Source organism: Sphingopyxis sp. USTB-05, from assembly GCF_023822045.1.
Taxonomy (GTDB): Bacteria; Pseudomonadota; Alphaproteobacteria; order Sphingomonadales; family Sphingomonadaceae; genus Sphingopyxis.
In genome coordinates, this window is the sequence record NZ_CP084712.1 from 2,091,195 (window position 1) to 2,110,016 (window position 18,822).

Consider the following 18,822-nt stretch of genomic DNA (forward strand, 5'->3'; position numbering starts at 1 on the left):
TGAGGCGCCGCCGACCCGAGAACCATCGGGTGCGTCAATGCCCCTGCTGTTAGAGCAAATCGGGGGAAAGGTTCGGGATCACCTCGCTGTTCCCGAGGCCAATCTTTTGACCACTTGCAAGAGGCAGATCCCCGCTGCGTGCGTCAGCGGCGAAGCCGGCCTCGTGATATCCTTGCATCGCGGACCAACCGATAACTGATCGGGCTGCGAAGCTTTTTCCGACCCCGCCCTTGTCACCACCCATGAGAACCGTGGGCCGCTGATTACGTCGTTTTGTGAAGTTTGCGTTCGATGCGCGCACTGCCATTTTGGGTTCCTTTACTAGACAGGTTGCTAAGGCTCGCAGCGTAGGGGCAGCGAACTTGGTGAGTTTCGATTGAAGATTGAGCAGCGAGATTGCCGCGTCCCCGAGAACGGGCAAGCGCACCAATCGCCGCTGTCCTCAGAGCAAATCGAGGGAGAGGTTCGGGATAACCTCGGTGGTCCCGAGGTTAATCTTGCGGCCGCTTGCTAACGGCGCGGGCTTTGCGTCGACGTCGACTGTCGACTTTTTCCGCGAGCGCGGCGGAACGCGAACGACATCCTTTTGCCGCACATTTTCACGGTTTGTCTTGCGGGCATTGGTAAGTGCGGTACGCAACATGCTCTCGCTTACTCGAGCATCGTTCATCCATTCGCGCACGCCATCTTTGCGAAGCAGCGCCGGCAGCTTCACCATGGGGCAGTGCGCGATAACTGCGCTTGCGAACTGTGTCGCAGCGACGCGAGGCACGTCGGCATTGGATGCCGCTTCGACAAGCGACTTCCCGACTAATGCGCCAAATTCTTCGTGCGTGTGCATTTCCATTTCTCCTGTCGTGAAGGCTGGATTGCCTTCTGCTCGACAGGACGCACGTATGCATTGTGCGTGAGGCGTCCCACGGGGGGCTACATCGCATTAATGTTTTAGCTGCAATTTTAGGCGACTAGCTCGGAATACCAGTCCCACCGATTGAGCGAGCGATGATTAAACAACTGAAGCAGGCGATGGCGTTAATGGATCCTGCATCGAGTTTCGACTTTTTCCGAATCGCTGCCGACATCCGCAAGGAAGTTGATAAGCGACTGAATGGCGGAATTGATCGGGAGGAGTTTGAAAGGCAGCTCTTTCAGTTTCCTGACATGGCACAATTGCCGATTGGTCATCTTTTCGATCACCGCGTGAGAATGCCCGAGCAACAAGCCAGGACGCTGCTCGCAGGAGATGAGGCCGCCCTAAGAGAGGTTCTTTCTCAGATGCTATGCAACCCTCACGAACAGGGTGCGGAGATAGTCGCAGAGGCACTCAAGCTTGATCCCAGCGAAGATGCACACCGTTTCGTCGATTTTCATCGATCATATCCGAACCTAGCGATCAATTGTCTGACTGGCCATCATGAGGCCGCGCTAGCAATTTCGCTACTGACCCCAAAGTTAGATATTCCGAAGTTCAATCATCTGCTCGTCTCAACTGCGATCTACTACGGTGCGCTTCAGCTGCAGATTGTCTCAGCGCGCCAGCGGGGAATTGAGATATTTCAGTTCGGAGAGGAGGAAGATGAAAAAGGCCGATCAATGGGCGCAGTGGTCGACAATTTCGCTCTAATAGGCGCTGGGCTGGAAAAAGCCTTCGACGGCGTTTTCTCGGATAAAAAGCTCAAAGGTAGGCCATTAGAAATCATAAGCCAGCTCAGGGAGTTTGGAGAAACATTCGAAAAAGAAGCGTATGTCAAACGCCTCGGCCTGAGCGAGGCTGACCTGCTCCACGAACTCCGCACTTTCTATGGCTACCTATCTCCACGGATCGATTTGATCAGGTCGTGTATGAACCGAGCTAAGCCAAAACCCGCGTTCAAGGATCATGATCCAAAAAATGCCAGGCTGCGAAGCGAGATGCGTGCTTTCGTTACCACGGCGGTAGCCGGAGGCGTGACGGGCGGCGAACAAATTGCGTTTGCAGGTCTGCGGCTATTATCATTTTCGCGGCTACTTCCAAATATAGTATCAGGGCGAACGCGATGGCCAAAGCGCCATGAACGTTGGTTTGGCCCCCTTGCCGGATTTCAGAATAAAGACGCCGCGAAGCTGATCCTCGTGGCGCGCTCGGCGGTCTGGATCACGTCACAGTATCCACCGGCATTTAGCCCGGAGGGGCACCCGTATGATCTTCGGGGCTCCTTTGAGTTGCACACCAAAAAAGGAAATGTTCCGGGTCAAGATCTGATCAAAGCTACGAAGAAAAAGGCAAGCGCTTGGATCGTGCCTGATCATGTTGCATCGGCTACTGCCGATCTTGGCGGTGCCCAGCAATGGGATATCCAACCAGAATTCTATTTAGGAAGCGCAGCGCCAATCGGCCCAGCTGCAAGCAAAAGCTCGATGCATTTGGGATTGGGGAGGAGCCACATCCCTTCCCCGCTTTACTCCGCTCCGCGGAAATCTCATCATCTCTATTGAGCAGGGAATGGAAGGAGGAAAAATGTATCTAAGCGCCCGCAGCATCGATCGCTGAGCTGATATTCTCATTAACGCTCCTCTTTCCCCATCATCCTCCCTGAGCTTCAATTGATCAACCCGTTCAGCCGGGAAACATCTACGGCGTGATCAATCTGCGTATTTCGGTTGAACTGCGTAACCGCGGACAAAAGTTGCGAAATTTGTGCCCGTCCCGTTGATATTTCGGTCAGATTCAGAGTGGCTGTATTCAGCAATTTATCCGACCCGACAATATTGTGATTGCTGATCGCGCCCGCCCTCCGACCCAACCCACCATGATGCGGGTACAGCAGCATGAGGTTTCGACAGTCGTAGATCTGCCCGTAGGCCATCATTTGATAAACATCGCCTTGGCTCACGCCCTGCTTCGGGTCATCAATAGACGCCGCGAGGCGCTTCCATTTCGTATCGATAATGATCACTGGATTGCTGCCGCGACGAACGATTATATCGGGCTTCGTCATGAAACGGCGAGCTCCTGTCGGCGCCAGATCATCGTCAAGTTCGGCGAGGCAGTGAAGCCGCCCGCCTTGCAAGTGAACGGTGAGGCCGGTGCCAGCACAGGCGCGTCGGATCAATCTCCCAACATATTCCTCAAAGAGTTTGTTCATCTCGAAGAGCAATGAAAAACCAGTGCCTTGCCCGCTAGTAGTGGTTTGGAAGCGATCGCCAAGAAGGAGACGCGCAAGCGCGAGCAGATCCTTCCACCTAGAATTGGTGCGGTCGAGAATGACTTGGTCCCAAGGAAGCTGTTTTATGGGCACGTCGCGGATATCAGCGAGCGCAAATCCGAGCTCGCGAAGCCGACGCTGGTTCCGCTCAGAACGAGAGATTGTCATCAGCCGCCGCACCGCAGCTTTCATGATCTGATTGAGGGGAATGTCACTCGAAAGCTCATCGAATCGGCAGGCGAGACGATCGGGCGCTGCAGCGAGAGATGTAAACTGCCGTTTGACGTCCAGGCGGCCGCGAAGCTTGGGCAGATCATCTTCAAAGCCCGCATAACGCCGCGGCAGACCTCTATGCAGAGCGCCGAACAGTTTTTCGCAGAAGAGGCGAATAAGGATCTCGAGAAGATTCTCCTTTTGGCGTCCAAGTTCGGCCATCTGCCCGCTCGCAATGTCGAGATCGAGTGCGGTCGCCAGCATATGTACGAGGTTCTGACGGATCTGCGACTTCGACTCGTCGCTATCACCATCGCCGAGCCCGTCGATCTTTGGCAGTATTTCGAGCGAGCAGCCTTCGGCAGCAATAATTCCTACGACCTGCTGAGCCTTTAGGAAGCTTCTCGCATGTTGCAAAATTCGCGCACCATCATCGCCACCCAGGGGACTGGCTTTGGCAACGGCGGCAAGGCGATCCGCCGCCCACTGAGGAATCTCATCCTCACCGGGGCCGTAGTTGATCTTACGCCACTCAAGAATGGAGCGGTGATGGATCATCCGAAATAATCATACACGTCATCGTCAAACTCATCGCGAACGGACCAGCGATAGCGTTCTTCGCCAAAACCGTCCGACTGCATACCGGCTGGCGGCATAAGTTTGACCTGGGTTACAAAACGTCCTGCTCCGTCGGCATCTCCGAGCACCAATGCAACCTTGCTCCAGTCCTCATAAAAATACTCAGCGAGAAGCGGGATTATGCGGTGTCGCATCACATCATGAACATCGTCGATGTCCGCGCAATGCATGAAATAGGCATGCCCAATTTGATGTTCACGATCGAAAAGATACTCGATCCGCTCGTTGAGCGTCCGCAGGAGGGCGACAAGATTAATACCTGTCAGTGTCGAAGAGTCCTTTAGGAGCTCAGGCCTTGGCATCAACTCCTGAAAAGTGAAACGACGACGAAGCGCGGTATCAAGGAGCGCAATCGAGCGATCTGCCGTGTTCATCGTACCAATTATATGGAGGTTGTCAGGAACGCCAAAATTGTCGCCCGAATAGGGCAGTTTGACGGTCATCGCATTCTTCCGTCCAACGCGCTTATCGTCTTCGATTAGCGTTATGAGCTCGCCGAACACCTTAGAAATGTTTGCGCGGTTGATCTCGTCGATTATGAGCACAAACTGGTCTGGGCTCTCCTTGATCGTGGCTTCGCTGCCAGGAAGCAGTCGCGACAGAGCCTCGTGTTTGAGGCGCGACTGCTTCAAACGATAGCAGCTGCGCATCGTGAATTTCCCGTCATGGATCGTTTCCACGGGGAGCGGTTCATCTAATGTAAGAAGCCATCGGACGGCGCGCCGGTGATTATACTCTCGAACATCCGTTGGCTGATACTCATACGGTCCGACGATTTCGCCTATAGCGCGAAAATAGGAATTGCCGGCCGATACGACCACCAGGTCACCGATTTCCATGGATGTCCGGAAACGCCAAATCTGTGAGATATTACCGTCGTTGCCGTTGGTGCCAGGTTCGATCTCGTTCCACTTGTCGTGAATCGCCTGATACTGATCATATTTGGAATCCGACCAATCGATGTCGCCGCCCCATCCCAGCACGATATAATTGCCGTCAATGGCGGCATCGTAGATATGATCCTCGCTCCCCGCACGACCCAGCGACATCTTAAAAATCTGGCGGCCGGCAAGATCGTAACCCTTGGCCTGCCCGGCGGCTTTGCGTGATTGTTCGGCAAGTGCGCAAATGTCCCGGAAGATGCCGGTCTTTGGTTCGAGCCGAAATCCGACACTGGGGGAATCTTCATCAGATTCTTCGCCTCCGGTGACGGGACGCATGCCTTCGACGAATTCTTCGTAGGCATAAGACTGGTGAAACGTGACAAAGTCAATTTGCCCCGCCTTCCGAAGCGCCTCATATCTCGCAAGGACCTCAGCACGTGTTGAGGGCGCGGTACCGTCGCAAAGCCGAACGGCTTTTTCGGCGGTATGAAACGTTTTCCCGGTCCCGGGAGGTCCATAGAGGATCAAGTTAGTGGGATTAACGTCGGGCCGTGCATCGTCAGCCTGCGCCTCTCGGGAAATAAGCCCGTCTTCAGTGCGCTCGACAACTTCGAACCCGAGACGTGTCACCATCTTCCTTGACCGCGTAGCATCAAAGATCCGCTCCGGCTCTCCTCCGACTTTACGGATCGCAACATTTGTGATGGCTTTGCAGGGATAAAGCTTCCCCCGCTCGGCAATCCAATACTTCTGTGGTTCACCGAACCCATGCGCCTCAACAAATACGCTGAGCGTCGTGCGGTCAAATTCGTCGAGCGTTTCAAGGACGGCTTCGCGCGTCAGCATATCGGGTTCCAATTCCAACGATTGATACCAGTCGAGCGCAGCAGTGAAGCTCGCCCGGTCCGAGATATCGAGTTTGATTACGGGTCAGCGCTTTGACTCGCAGGTTAATCCCCGCTGGTCGCAAGGGGAGAGTTATTTCACGACATAGGCAACCCGACCAGTGTTGAACGCTCGAAGTTTGCCCAGCCGGTTGGATCGAGGAACTTATCGAAATCGTCGCGTGTCAACAGGGAGTAATGGAACTTACTGTCTTCAGCCAAGCGTTCAGATGCTTCCTTTTTTGCGAGCACAATGGGATCGTTCTCCTTCCACGCCGATTTGACCTCGACCAAATGCGTAGAGCCGTCTTCGCGCAGGATTAGGAAATCGGGGTAATAATTGCAGACGGTACGAGATTCTGGGTGGATGTAGTTTACTCGAAAGCCAGACTGCCCATGCACCAGCATGCCGGTGAAGTAAATTTTGTCGCCGTCGTTGAGTTTAAGGACCTTCTCAAAGAAGTCGATCTCGGGCTGGCTGTCGAAGCAGTAGTGGTCAAGGTGGAAGGTCCGATGCCGTGTGCCTACGTACTCCGGGAAATCTCGACTAGCGACGAGTTGCGGCTTAGCCCGGAAGGTGAATGACGGGACGCTGTTTGTTTCCGGGTTATAGCCCTTAACCAGCTCGATTTTTTCCTCGACTGAATCATCGAACGTCTTGATTTCAAAGATCGCGTGGAAAATGGACGGAATTACCAGATCATATAAAACGTCGTTCGACATGTTCACCGCTTCGACTAGTCGGGGCAGGCCTGCATCGGTACTCTCCAACATGGTCGAGATGTCAAAGGGAGAGACGCTATCGCCTGCGAAGTAGCGGGCTGCTTCGGCAACCAGAGTGTATTCGCTGAACTTGCGATTTTCGAGGCGCGCCGTGACATCTTCTTGCTCGTCGATCGCCGCGTTCACTGCCTTCCGGCGGCGCAGGATTGCGCGATAAGGTTCCAGGGCGGCGTCCGAAAGGTCGAATGCCAGCCTTTCGGGTTCATCTTTTCGCCGCGTTTGAAACAGCTGACGGCGGCGCGTGATCGTTAGGACCACCGGAGGAGGGACGGCTGTGACGATGTATGTCTCATTGTCATCGGTCTTTTTCGGGCCAATCTCATCGGTCGTTACGCGGAAATTCTGCTGAAGCTCATCCTTCAGGATCTCCATGTTCTCGGCCGATAGGTAAATGTGCCCAGTTTCCTGAACATCGCCGATCGAGCGCAGGCAGCGCATGGTTGATTGCAAAACAAAAATGCGGGACTTGGGCTTGCGATAAAGCGCTACGCCGAACAATGAACGGCAATTCCAGCCTTCGCGCCCTTTTCCGACCAGTAAGATAAACTGCTTATCCGACGATTCGGTATCGAGCCGATTGAACTCGCGGATATCTTCATCCGTCGTAAGCTTTTCATCGCCGACGTTCACCAAAATCCGGCTCGTCGCCACGCCTAGATCGGTGAGAATCTTTTCCAATGCGGGGCGAAGTTCATTGTCGAGTTCATCAATTGTGGATGCGAAGATTGCCAGCTTGGGGAGCATCCCCTCCCTGCGGTTTTCGCCTTCGCGCTCCCAGAAGTCCTGCACCGCCAGCTTAAGGAAGTCGCCCGACTTCACGTTGCCGGAATAATCGACAAAATCGGGCTGTTTGAGGTATTTGTTATCGATCGCTGGCTTCAGGCCGTAGGCATAAACCACTTCGGGCATGATCGTATCTTTGACATACGGCGTGCCAGTGAAATTGTAGCAACCGACTACGCTGGTCTTCTTGTGTTCCAGAGCGCGTGCCAGCTCGTCGATAGTAGTACGCAACGCAGAATCTTGCTTGGCCTGACCCAGATCCTTTTCGAGCGCGGCTCCCATCGAATGGTGCGCTTCATCGACATAGACACCGAGCTGTGGCAGGCGGGCGATGCGTTGAAATCGCGCGTTGACTGCCAGATCAGCGTCGGTTTCTGGCGCAGCTTCGCCCAACATTTCGTATAGTTCACCATATACCTCCGACAGCGTGCCTGTCTTTTCGGAGAACAGCTTGTCGGTCGCAGTTGTTGTGGCAGAACGGCGTTTCAGGATGATCTTCTGCGTGTTCGAAATGATGACGTTGAACGATGAGCCGTCCTGCGCGCCGATGGTCGATGCAGTGTCATCAAGGAAATGGAATTTCAGATTTGAACGCAGGAAATTGGCATATTCCGGCGGGACGACGTTGCTGAGATCGAACGTCTGGATTTCCTTCAGCGATTGCAGCACCGTCTTGTCGGGCGCGAACACCAGCGCATTTTTGCAAAAGCGCGCGTCTTTGCTGAATTTGTTAGCTAGCAGAAACTCATAGAAGATGCACGTCGCCATTAGAATAGTTTTGCCCAGCCCCATGGTCAGCGCAAAAATGTAGTTTGGATAGGATCGGGCGCGTTCACTCAGTTTCGCGAAGATGGCCTCATATTGCGCCTCGCCTTCGAGCTCCATGAACGGCAGCAGTGTGCCCTGTCCTCTGCGATCAGCGCCGGTCGTCTGGAACGCGGTGAAGAGACCTTCATTCTTCGCCCATTGCTGAAACAGCTGGTGAACGTGGGCGTTGTCGCCAAACTCCTTTAGGAAGACATAAATCTCCAACGCCTCGAACTGCGGCTTGCGAAGGAAGGCATCTGTCCGCAGTGCGGGATCGTTGAAATCTAGGATTTGCTTCGAAAGCTGCTTATAGTCCCTCCGGATCGTGCCGCGGTTGTCGGTGTAGAATTTCAACAGGGCCTGGAAGAAGGCGAAATCCTGCCGGATCGTCTTCTTGCCCTTAGCCATTCTCGGTTTCGCCTTCCCATGACTCAGAAAGGAGGTCGGTGATCTTCACTCGGATTGTCCCGGCATCGGCAGGGATCGAATATCGGCCAGCCACCAGTTCATCCTTGCTCGGCGCATCGACGATGGCGGGAGTCAGCACCGCCCCGTCATAGTGAAAATCAACTTTTACGCTTTCAACGAGCTGGCGCCAGTCGACTACCGCATCGCTCTCGAGCGAAAGCTTTTGTAGCAGGTTCATTGGATAGAACCCCTTGATGACCAGTTCGCCATTCTCGATGGCAAGGCGCGCGTCGGAAGCTCTTTTGAAATGGAGGTGAGCCTTGTCGCGGATCAGATCGGTCACCATCACCTCGATGTCAAAAGGCTTGGCTTCCTTTTGCAGCGCCGGTCCAAGGTCCGGCTCATGCCCCATGCAGACGAGATGGATGCGCTCGACCGGCTTGTTGGGCGCACCGGCCTGACGGCGTTCAAACGCCTTAAAATCGAGGCCATTGATCACTTCGTTCAGATCTTGGCGAGTCGCGATGCGGTTCACCGGCATGATCTTAACCAGATAGCCTTCGCGCTGACCGTCGAACGCGCTGCTAGCTGGAAGCGGCTGCAGCTCCATCGCCTCACGGATAAGTTCCTTGGCCTCGACCGGGTTGCGGAAAAGGTCGTAATTGTTGACGTTATACAGCTCGAAGCCGAGATAGTATTTTTCCGGCGCGGTGGCCCCTCCGCTCACTAAGTCATTGCTCCCGCCGCCGATGTCTCTCCGAGTTGCGTTCAACCGCTTGATCGTAGTTTCGATGGCTCCCAGATTGATGTCAGCGCCAATAAAGCGACGACCAAGCTTCATTGCGACTGCTTGAGTGGTTCCTGACCCCATGAAACAGTCGAAGACAAGTCCCCCTTGTTCGGAACAGGTCGAAATTACACGCTGCAAGAGCCGTTCCGGCTTCTGGGTTGGATAATCGACCCGTTCGCTCGACCCGGGGCTAATCCGGCTGACATCATCCCAGATATCCAGGACGGCGGTCCCTTTGGCATCCTTTAGAAATTTTTTTCGACTGAGGCTTTTACCGGTTGATGAGAGGATGATCTCGCCTGCGTCGTAAAGGTCCTGCATCTTGGCTTGCGAGTACCGCCAATATCCGGAAACACCGAGAAACGTGTAATATGGGTTACCCTTTGCAGCCCCACCTGGACCATCAACTGGGACCAGTCTGTATTTCTCGCCAGACTCTGGGTCTACGTGTTTGTAGTCTCTGTTCAGTATTTCTTCTGTGTAAGGGACAAATTGATCATTCCAAACTGGATTTCCTGATTTCGAGTATAAATATAAATAGTCAGATACTCGACCAAAAAACTTTGCGCCTTGCCCGCTATTTCCCTGAGCGTGAGACCTACGCCACGTTATGCAATTGTGAAATTTATCAGGTCCAAATATTTCATCAAGTATTAATCGGATGTGGTGGCCACGATGCGAATCGCAATGGAAAAATATTGAACCATTTTCTGATAGAAGCTCCCTGCACAGCGCAATTCGTTCGTAAACAAACTGACAGTACTGATCATTCGACCAGATGTCGGCGTACTGCATTTCTTCAAAGGCAGATCCATCGCTATGTGCGGATGCGCCCTTAATCCTTATTTCTTTTCTATAGTCTACCTTACTGTCAAATGGAGGATCTATGTAAACGAGATCAACCTTGCCGCGAAAATCCCGCAGCAGGTGGGACATTACCTGAAGATTATCGCCCCAGTAGATGCGGTTCCACCAGCCATCCGTAGGATCACCGTACGATTCCCTCTTCTGGGCAGGGAAATACTGGGTGGATTTGAACGGGCGCTTGCCCGCCCAACGCAATTCGGGGAACCCACGGATAGGTGGCAGATCGAATTCAAACGTCTCAAATGCCTCTGGGATATCCTTGCTCATGCCGCCCTTTCAAGTCCCGCTTTTTGCTTTTGCCAGGCCTCATGCGCGGCAGAATGTCATATCGCAAAATGACCGGAAATCGCAGTTTTTGCACAGCTTCTCCGGTCGCTCTCGCAACCCATAGTCACTGGCAACGATTCTGCCGATAACAGAATCGACCTGATCAATCGTGCCCTTGATATCCGCAGTTTCGCGATTGAATGTGATGCGCGGGTTTCCGGCCTCCTCGCCTGTGTAATACAACACCATTCGATCTACCCGCACGCCGCGTTTTTCTTCGAACAAATGGGCGTAAATCTGGAGCTGACGCCGGTATCGTGCCAGCTTTTCAGCATCCTCGATTAGGTCAGGCTTCTTCTCGGTCTTGAAGTCGATGATCTCCCACGCGCCGTCTTCGGCTTGGATCAGATCGACATTACCGGTCAGAACGTAATTGTCCTTCAGCAGGCTCAACTCGACCTCGGCCTCGCGGAGCCGGTGCCAGTTCTTCCGTTCCCGGTCGACATAGTTAGCAACATGGCGGCGCGCGATGCGCAGCACTGGCTCGCCAAGATAGACACGCTCTTTCTGCGAAATGTTGGCGTAGTTGGTGCGAAACCAATAATCGATTTGGTCCGTGGTGACCTTCCTTTCGTCACCGCGTAGCACGGACTTGTGGATGTCCTCGATCGTCTGGTGAACAAGTGTGCCAAACAGGATGGCGTTGGTCCGAACCGGCGCGAACTCCAGATCCTTGAAGAACCGATATTGCTGCGGGCACGCCTCGAAAATCAGCACGTCAGAGGTGAAGGAATAACTGTGCTTGAAGTTGCCCGCCTTGATTGTGGCCAATTTGGCGCTGGCCGGATCGAACGTAAGTTCGCGCCAACTTTTGAGCGGGGCATAGGCCGGCTTGAAGTACTGCGTGGGGACATTGCGCTGCCCCTTGGCCTTGGGCGTGTTTTCCTGACAGCTGAGCACCAGCATGTTCTGGGCGCGTGAGAAGGCGGTGTAGAACAAGCGCCAGAAGTCGAACGTCTTGATCCGGTCGAGTGGTTCGAAAGGTTCGCCTTCGCCGAACTCCGCTTCCAGCAGCGCATCGAGCGGCGATTGTTGGTGACGCGGCACCGCATCGAGTGAGCCGGCAATGACAATCGGGAACTCAAGCCCCTTCGACTGGTGGATTGTCATCAGCGAGACACAGCCGGAGGGAGCATATTCAGCCTCATCCTCATACTCTTCGATCCCGCCATCCCAGAGGAACCGCAGGAAATAATTGAAGAGCATCAGCAGATCGCGCTCCAGCCTGTCGGGCTGAAGGATGATTACGTTATAGAGATATTCGAACTTGTTCAGCAGGCGTGAGAATTTGGCCAGGTTCCGCGCGGGGCGGCTATCAAGCACGCCGCCATGAGCGATGTCCTCGCCGAGATAGCGGCTGAAGGTAGGGAACTGAACCAGATCGTAGAACAGGTTTGCAAACGAGTAGTTGGTATTCTCGGACAGCGAGAGGTGCTGCCGGGCCTTGTCCTTGATCCAAGCTGCAATCTGCGCATCATCGCCTGATTTAAGGTGCGCGATGAAATCACTCAGGCAACGGTCGAAATAGGCCCAGACATCCAGCTGCATTCCCTCGCGGGTAGCTCGGATCGAGCCATACTGCGGGAACAAGAACATGTAGGCGCCGATCATCAGACGAATTTCGTCGCGTTCGAAATACATGTTGGATCGCGGCGCAAAGATCGGAATGCCCGCAGCTTCCAGATCATTAGCGAAGCGCACAACCTTGGGATTCCGAACCGAGCGGAACAAGAATGCAACCTGATTCCAATCCTTGACGATACCGTCGGCGCGCAGCTTGGTCAGGAAGGCAACAGTCTCACTCGCCCAGTTGTCTTCGCCATCTTCACCGGAAACTTTGAACACGACAGGCCGCGCAGCACGATCGTCGCTGGCAGCCTCAATCACCTTGCCGAAGCGGTAGGAACGGTCCGGCCCCTGCCAATCCGCCAACTCCATCCAGCGGTTGTAGAAGTCGACGATATCGGGGTGGGAGCGGTAGTTCTTAGTTAGGTAGATCTGCTTGCAGCTTCCAGCGGGAAACCGCGACGGGAATTCGAGAATGTTGCGGATCGATGCGCCGCGAAACCGGTAGAGCGCCTGATCGTCATCGCCGACAACACATATGTTGTGATGGCGAGAGGCAAGTTTGAGCACGATCCGTTCCTGGATCGTGTTCGTGTCCTGATATTCGTCGATCATCAGATAATCGAATCGAGAACAGAGCTTTTCCTCAACTTCCGGCAACCCGAGCAGCCGCAACACCTCAACCTGAATGGTCGAAAAATCGACGTAGTTATATTGCTCCAGCAATGCCTGATAGCGCGTGTAAGCCGCACCCAAAATTTGCAGTTCGGACGCCGTAGCGGTTGCCATCGCGTCCGTATCGACCGCTTCTTCAGAGATCTTGTTGAGATAACCACAGAGCCGGTCAGCGACCCGCCATGAGGAAAGCCCGGGCGTCGGCCGAATGAATCCCTCTAGCCCGTCAATCTCACGAAACTCTGGCAATCGCTGGAACACGAAATACTGCTGGTCAAACTGGTCGAGAATCGTGAAATTGCGTCGGATACGTGAGAAAGCACGGAACTCCTCGATGATATCAAGAAAAATAGAATGAAGCGTGCCGACCGTCAGGTCCATCGGATTGATGGCCGAACCGGCCTTCTGAAGGCGTTCAGTGATACGGGTTTGAAGCTCTTTGGCCGCTTTTTCGGTGAACGTTGAAATCAACACGCGCCCGGGTGCGACTTCGCGTGTCGCAAGCAGGTTCGCAGTGCGCTCAACAAGACTGAAGGTTTTTCCGGAGCCGGGACCCGCAACAATTAGAACTGGACCATCAAGCGTCTCGATCGCTTCGTATTGTTCGACATTTGCTGACAATTGGGGCCACCCAAAAACTGGGCTACTGCCCGACGGAAGGCAAGTTAGCGGGGCATGCGGTGAAACGCAAAGCGCTTCAATCTATGTGCTGCGAGGGTGGGAGTTAGGAAGAGATCTTGCCCCTTCCCAAGATGAGTCGAAAACTTGACCCCCATCATTGCGAAGACTGGAATCTCAGTGGAGGACGGGTGAGAATGACAACCGCAGCATCTGTTAGGCGGAAAACTGTCATTTCATAAGCTAACATAATCGGGATTTTCGTCATTATCTGGATGTCACCCCCCCGTGCGCAATTTTACGAGGTGACTACGTTTGAGGGATGACCTCGCACTCCAAGATATCGCGGCTTCAATCCCGTCCTTCAGCAGCCGTTCCCGAAGCGACGGTGCTCGCGGAGGAGCTTGCGAAGCTAATATCAGCAAGTCCCGCCGCGCTGCAGTGGATAGTTGATGCGCTGCAGAGAAGCCAAACGAAAGAGAACGAACCAAAAAATAAGTGTCGAGGATGCGGCTGTGAACCGAAGACTATGAAAGACACCTCAGCAGCCCCAGAGGTATATGACCCTCTGGTTTCGCTCGACGCGGTTATGCCAATCGCTGGCATTGGCAAAACCAAAATTTATGAGCTCATGGGGCAAGGCAAGTTTCCGAAGGCCTATAAGCCAGGCGGCACATCTTCCCGGTGGAGCCTGGCTGAAGTCAAACGTTGGCGTGATGAGCAGCGGCCCGGCTGACGTTGGCGAATTTGCAGGAAATCTGTTTACCTCGGTCTCCCAGGACCATTTGCAGCCCATCGAATTGGGCCTTCGAGCAATGTCTCTGCGGGCCAAAACCCCTCAAATAGAATGTCGGCCCATTCCTGCGCGAGCTGACGTCGACGCGGCATATAGTCCGCGCGATTATACGCATCTTCCGAAGCTGACACGAGCGTCCCGCGTGAGTTTGAGGAATCCGAGGCCTGTGGCTCGTGCGCCAACATCAAATCAATCACGGCTCGGTCGCCATCTTGGCCTAGCTCTTTGGCTCTTTGGTTCATGAAGGTAGAGAAAGCGGCGCGAAAACCGTGCGGCACGTGCCGCTGATAATAACCGGCTCGAATTAGGTGAGCCCTTAACGTGTTTTCCGAGATCGGCCGGTTAACCTGCCGTTCGCCTGGAAAGCATAGCTGGAACTTGCCCGTGAGCCGCTTGAGCTGAGCCATCACGTCGACCGCTTGCCACGACAGAGGAACATGGTGATTGAAATCAGGGCTGCCCTTTTTCGCCTTTATGCCTTTCCTTCGGGATGCTGGGATAACCCACGTCGGCGAATTCCCATCAAGATCGACAAACTCACCCCAACAGGCCCCTGTCAGGTCTCCAGGCCGAACCGCTGTTAATGCCAGAAGGCGAAGCGCTAGCTTAGTCTGTCCACGGCAGCGCTGAGCCTCACAATCCAATAACATCTGGCGCACGGCCCTAATCCGGCCGTCCTGATCACTTTCTTCGTCAACGATTGAGGGCTGATGCTTGGACTCAGGAACGGGCTTCAGAGCCTTCGATAATGTCGCAGCAGGGTCACTGTTGCAGAGCCCGGCTGCTATCCCATAAACAAACACTCCAGAAATTCTCTGGCGCAAGCGATGGGCTGTCTCGATCGAGCCGCGATTTTCCACTACGCGTAACAGCGCCAATATGGCGGGCGCCTTCAATTCCGCGATCGGCTCATCACCGATGAAGGGAAGGACGTCGCGCTCAAGGCTGACGAGCACATCTCCCGAATGGACAGCCGACCAGCGCGCCAGATGGTCGGTAGTCCAGCGATCAGCCTGCTTGTGCGACCATTTGCCTTCATTCAGCGCCGCCGATTCGCGAAGTTTTTCAAGCGACCAGCCACTATGTAGTTCAAACCATCCTTCCATTGCCGCTCGGAAGCTATTCTGCTTTTGGACCGATTCGGCTCGTTCGACGGCTCGGCGTTCTTCAGCTGGATCGCGATCTTGGCTCAGCAAACGCTTCGCCTCGTCGCGTTTCGCTCGCGCGTCTAATAGGCTGACAGCCGGATAAGATCCAAAGCTCAACGTCTTTTGAACTGGCTTACCGGCAGAATTCCGCCCGAAAGTATAATTCATCCGCCAGTGCTTCCCGCCAGACGGAGTCACTTGAAGGTAGAGTTGCCCGCTGTCGCCGAGGCGGTAGGCGGCTTCGCGCGGCTTAGCGGCTTTGATCTTCGCGTCGTTAAGCACCCTCGCCTCCGATACCATGGACGACCGGACCGATACCATGGACAGTACCATGGATTTGCGCGGACGCCTGCGGACGGGTGCGAACGCACCCGCCTTCAGAAAGAAGAGATAAGCCAAGAAAATCAACGTTCTGTGAACGTCTGCGAACTCGTAAGTTTGCAGAAATGGCGGAGACGGAGGGATTCGAACCCTCGGTACCGGATTTACCAGTACGACGGTTTAGCAAACCGTTGGTTTCAGCCACTCACCCACGTCTCCGCATGGTCTACCGTGCTAACGGCAGGTTTGGCCTAGGCGGGTCGCTATAGCCATGCACCTCGCGCCCCGCAACGGCAAAGATTGCGCATTTTTAGGTGCCTTATCGACATTTCGTCGTCCGAATGATTCGGTCTGGCGTAAAATCGACTCAGGTCATCGCCGGTTCATTTGCCCGGGCGTCAAAGCGAGTCATGATTAACGCAGATTTCGGCGCCTGGGTGCCGTTCGATTTTTGGGGGTCCAATATGCGGAAGACGTTCACCAGCCTTGCCCTGGCAGCAATGGCATCGTTCGGCCTCGCGCTGTCGCCGCTTACAGCGTCGGCGCAGATGCGCGAAGTCGACCCCAACAGCACCGTGATCGATTCCGATCTCAACAACCCGTCGCCGCCGCCGGTATCTAGTGATTCGACTGTCGGCACCTCGTACGACAGCGACCTCGCGACGGGCGACCAGCAGACGAGCGAAACCCCGCCCGTCGACGGCACCGAGGCCGACGTCTCGGCGACGACGGTCGCAGCGACACCGGGCTCGACCTACAAGAAGGACGACCTGATCGGTGCAGCCGAAGGCGTGTTCGGCAAGGGCGCGCAAGGCCTTGCGGGCATGATCGAGGACATCCTGAAGAAACAGGGCGAACCCAATGCCTATATCGTCGGACGCGAAGCCGGCGGCGCGCTCGTGCTTGGCGTGCGCTATGGCTCGGGGACGCTGCATCACAAGATCGAGGGCGAACTGCCCGCATATTGGACGGGACCGTCGATCGGCTTCGACGCTGGCGCGAACGCCGGCAACACCTTTGTCCTCGTCTATAATCTGTTCGACAGCGAGGATCTCTACAAGCGTTACCCCGCAGGCGAAGGCGCCGCCTATCTGGTCGGCGGTTTCAACGCGAGCTATCTGCGCCGCGGCGACGTGGTGCTGATCCCGATCCGTGTCGGCGTCGGCGCGCGGTTGGGCGTCAACGCCGGCTATATGAAGTTCCGCAAAAAGCAGAACTGGGTTCCCTTCTGAAAACTGACCCGTTTGCCACGGGGGCGATAGCCCGCGCTTCGGCGCGGGCTTTTTCTTTGCGCGGATGATAATATGCCGCGGTAGCTGACCGGGAGATCGACGACATGACTTCGCAGCCTGCGGGCGGCCCGCATTATTCGCCGTTCACGATCGGCGGCGGCCTCATCTTCGTGTCGGGCCAATTGCCGCTGCTGCCCGGCCGCGATACCTCATTGGCGAGCGCGCCTTTCAGGGAACAGGTCGAGCAGACGCTCCGGAACCTTGAAGCTGTCCTGCAGAGCGCGGGCGCCGACCTTTCGCGGGTGATCAAGACGACCGTCTATCTCAGCGACATATCCGACTGGGACGACCTGGACATCATCTATGGTGCGTTCTTCGGGACGACGCGCCCGTCGAGGAGCGTCGTGCCCACCGGGCCGCTGCACTTCGGATTTCGGATCGAGATCGAGGCGGTCGCGCTGGCCGGAGAGGCCGCCTAGTCGCCGTCGAAGGCAATCAGGGTTTCGCAGGTAAGGCCCGCAGCCTCCAGCCGTTTCGATCCGCCCAGATCCGGCAGATCGATCACGAACAGCGCCGCCGCGACCTCCGCCCCAACGCTCTGCATCAATGCCGCGGTTGCGAGAATCGTGCCGCCCGTTGCGAGCAAATCGTCGACGAGAACGACGCGGTGGCCTGGCAGGACCGCACCTTCGTGCAGTTCCAGCCGGTCGACGCCATATTCGAGTTCATAATCGACGCCGATGGTGACGCCGGGCAGCTTGCCCGCCTTGCGCACCGGGACGACGCCCAGCCCCATCGCGGTCGCCATTGCGGCGCCGAACAGGAAGCCGCGCGCCTCGACCGCGACGATGAAGTCGGGCCGATGCGCGGCGGCGAGCGCGCTCAAGCGGCGCACACTTTCGGCAAAACCGGCGGCGTCGCCGATTAGCGTCGTGATATCGCGGAACTGGATGCCCGGCTTTGGAAAGTCCGGGATGGTCCGGACGAGCGACGCGAGGTCGAGGTCCGGCTGAGGCGGGAGGGCGATCATGCAGGCCGCCCTCCCCGGCTCATCAATGCTTCTTGTCGGCCCAGATGTTCCGGTACGACAGGTAAGTCAGCACGGTGAAGATCAGCAGGAAGAAGAAGACTGCATAACCCACCTGGATGCGCTTGATCAGCTTCGGCTCGGCTGTCCAGACGAGGAACGCGGTCACGTCCTTCGACATCTGGTCGACGGTCGCCTTCGTGCCGTCCGCATAGGTCACCTGATTGGGTGCAAGCGGCGGTGCCATCGCGAGGTTGAGGTTCGCGAAATAGGGGTTGTAGTGCAGCCCCGTGCCCGGCTTCAGTTCGGCCGGCAGGTTCTTCGGCGGATTCTGGAAGCCCGTCAGCAGCGAATAGACATAGTCCTTGCCGCCTTCGCGCGCCTTGGTGATCAGCGAAAGGTCAGGCGGCAGCGCGTTGTTGTTCGCGGCGCGGGCAGCCGTTTCGTTCGCATAGGGCGACGGGAAATAATCCGACGGCAGGCCGTCGCGCGTTGCCGGTTCACCCGTATCGGGGTTGATCGACGGCACCTGGAAGCCCTTGGCAAAGGTCTTGATCTGGCCTTCGGTGTAGCCGAGGTCCGCAATGTCGCGGAAGGCGACGAGGTGCAGGCTGTGGCAGGCCGAGCAGACTTCCTTATACACCTGCATCCCGCGCTGGAGCTGGGCCTTGTCCCAATGCGGCAGGACAATGCCATCGCTGGCCAGCTTCAGATGCCGGGGGTGTTTGTGAAACTCATGCGCGACATTGGCTTCATTGCTGAGCGGCGTCGTGAAGATCGCGAGCACCAGCGCGGTAATGAAACCGAGACCGACGAGAAAACCGAGCGGACGAACCATGGCTGTATCAGCTCCTATTAAAGTCCGGCGC

The 18,822-nt window shown here is 55.6% G+C and carries 14 protein-coding genes and 1 tRNA gene; 4 read left to right on the plus strand and 11 right to left on the minus strand.

Translation table 11 applies throughout. The annotated features are described in order from the left end of the window. Window positions 1–49: 49 nt before the first annotated feature. Window positions 50–307, minus strand: a complete 258-nt coding sequence (locus tag KEC45_RS09485) for a hypothetical protein (RefSeq protein ID WP_252171976.1) — start codon at window positions 305–307, stop codon at window positions 50–52. Between the two features lie 135 nt (window positions 308–442). Then, window positions 443–841, minus strand: a complete 399-nt coding sequence (locus KEC45_RS09490) for a hypothetical protein (protein ID WP_252171977.1) — start codon at window positions 839–841, stop codon at window positions 443–445. A gap of 161 nt (window positions 842–1,002) precedes the next feature. Between KEC45_RS09490 and KEC45_RS09495 the strand changes: the two genes are divergently transcribed. Next, entirely contained in the window at window positions 1,003–2,475 is a 1,473-nt protein-coding gene (locus KEC45_RS09495; RefSeq protein WP_252171978.1) for a hypothetical protein, read from the plus strand. A 104-nt stretch (window positions 2,476–2,579) separates the two neighbouring features. On the opposite strand, the gene KEC45_RS09500 is transcribed toward KEC45_RS09495, so the two are convergent. The 5 genes from KEC45_RS09500 to KEC45_RS09520 form a co-directional block, all read right to left on the minus strand. Next, a complete protein-coding gene (locus tag KEC45_RS09500; protein ID WP_252171979.1) occupies window positions 2,580–3,956 on the minus strand; it encodes an McrC family protein in 1,377 nt (458 codons plus the stop codon). Further along, on the minus strand, window positions 3,953–5,767 hold the full coding sequence (locus KEC45_RS09505; RefSeq protein WP_252171980.1) for an AAA family ATPase: 1,815 nt from the start codon (window positions 5,765–5,767) through the stop codon (window positions 3,953–3,955). The genes KEC45_RS09500 and KEC45_RS09505 overlap by 4 nt, the downstream gene beginning before the upstream one ends. 137 nt (window positions 5,768–5,904) lie before the next feature. Continuing rightward, complete coding sequence (locus KEC45_RS09510; RefSeq protein ID WP_252171981.1) at window positions 5,905–8,586, minus strand: DEAD/DEAH box helicase family protein; 2,682 nt, start codon at window positions 8,584–8,586, stop codon at window positions 5,905–5,907. Beyond that, the gene (locus KEC45_RS09515; protein WP_252171982.1) at window positions 8,579–10,510 is read right to left on the minus strand and encodes a site-specific DNA-methyltransferase; all 1,932 of its coding nucleotides are present in this window, start codon (window positions 10,508–10,510) and stop codon (window positions 8,579–8,581) included. The genes KEC45_RS09510 and KEC45_RS09515 overlap by 8 nt, the downstream gene beginning before the upstream one ends. Window positions 10,511–10,549: 39 nt before the next feature. Further along, window positions 10,550–13,432 (minus strand): ATP-dependent DNA helicase, encoded by a 2,883-nt coding sequence (locus tag KEC45_RS09520; RefSeq protein WP_252171983.1) that lies wholly within the window; start codon window positions 13,430–13,432, stop codon window positions 10,550–10,552. Window positions 13,433–14,060: 628 nt separating this feature from the next. Here KEC45_RS09520 and KEC45_RS09525 point away from each other — a divergent pair. Further along, window positions 14,061–14,165 (plus strand): AlpA family transcriptional regulator, encoded by a 105-nt coding sequence (locus KEC45_RS09525; protein WP_252172031.1) that lies wholly within the window; start codon window positions 14,061–14,063, stop codon window positions 14,163–14,165. 26 nt (window positions 14,166–14,191) lie between these two features. Here KEC45_RS09525 and KEC45_RS09530 read toward each other — a convergent pair whose 3' ends face one another. Next, a complete protein-coding gene (locus KEC45_RS09530; RefSeq protein ID WP_252171984.1) occupies window positions 14,192–15,655 on the minus strand; it encodes an integrase arm-type DNA-binding domain-containing protein in 1,464 nt (487 codons plus the stop codon). A gap of 165 nt (window positions 15,656–15,820) precedes the next feature. Next, window positions 15,821–15,913, minus strand: a tRNA-Ser gene (locus KEC45_RS09535). 245 nt (window positions 15,914–16,158) lie between these two features. On the opposite strand from KEC45_RS09535, the gene KEC45_RS09540 reads away from it, so the two are divergent. Both KEC45_RS09540 and KEC45_RS09545 read left to right on the plus strand, forming a co-directional pair. Then, window positions 16,159–16,926: a DUF1134 domain-containing protein gene (locus tag KEC45_RS09540; protein WP_062183829.1), complete on the plus strand. Its 768-nt coding sequence runs from the start codon at window positions 16,159–16,161 to the stop codon at window positions 16,924–16,926. Window positions 16,927–17,030: 104 nt separating this feature from the next. Further along, the gene (locus tag KEC45_RS09545) at window positions 17,031–17,405 is read left to right on the plus strand and encodes a RidA family protein (protein ID WP_062180112.1); all 375 of its coding nucleotides are present in this window, start codon (window positions 17,031–17,033) and stop codon (window positions 17,403–17,405) included. On the opposite strand, the gene KEC45_RS09550 is transcribed toward KEC45_RS09545, so the two are convergent. Then, window positions 17,402–17,956 (minus strand): adenine phosphoribosyltransferase, encoded by a 555-nt coding sequence (locus KEC45_RS09550; protein WP_062180108.1) that lies wholly within the window; start codon window positions 17,954–17,956, stop codon window positions 17,402–17,404. The genes KEC45_RS09545 and KEC45_RS09550 overlap by 4 nt on opposite strands. A gap of 22 nt (window positions 17,957–17,978) precedes the next feature. Then, on the minus strand, window positions 17,979–18,791 hold the full coding sequence (locus KEC45_RS09555; RefSeq protein ID WP_062180105.1) for a cytochrome c1: 813 nt from the start codon (window positions 18,789–18,791) through the stop codon (window positions 17,979–17,981). Window positions 18,792–18,822 lie beyond the last annotated feature (31 nt).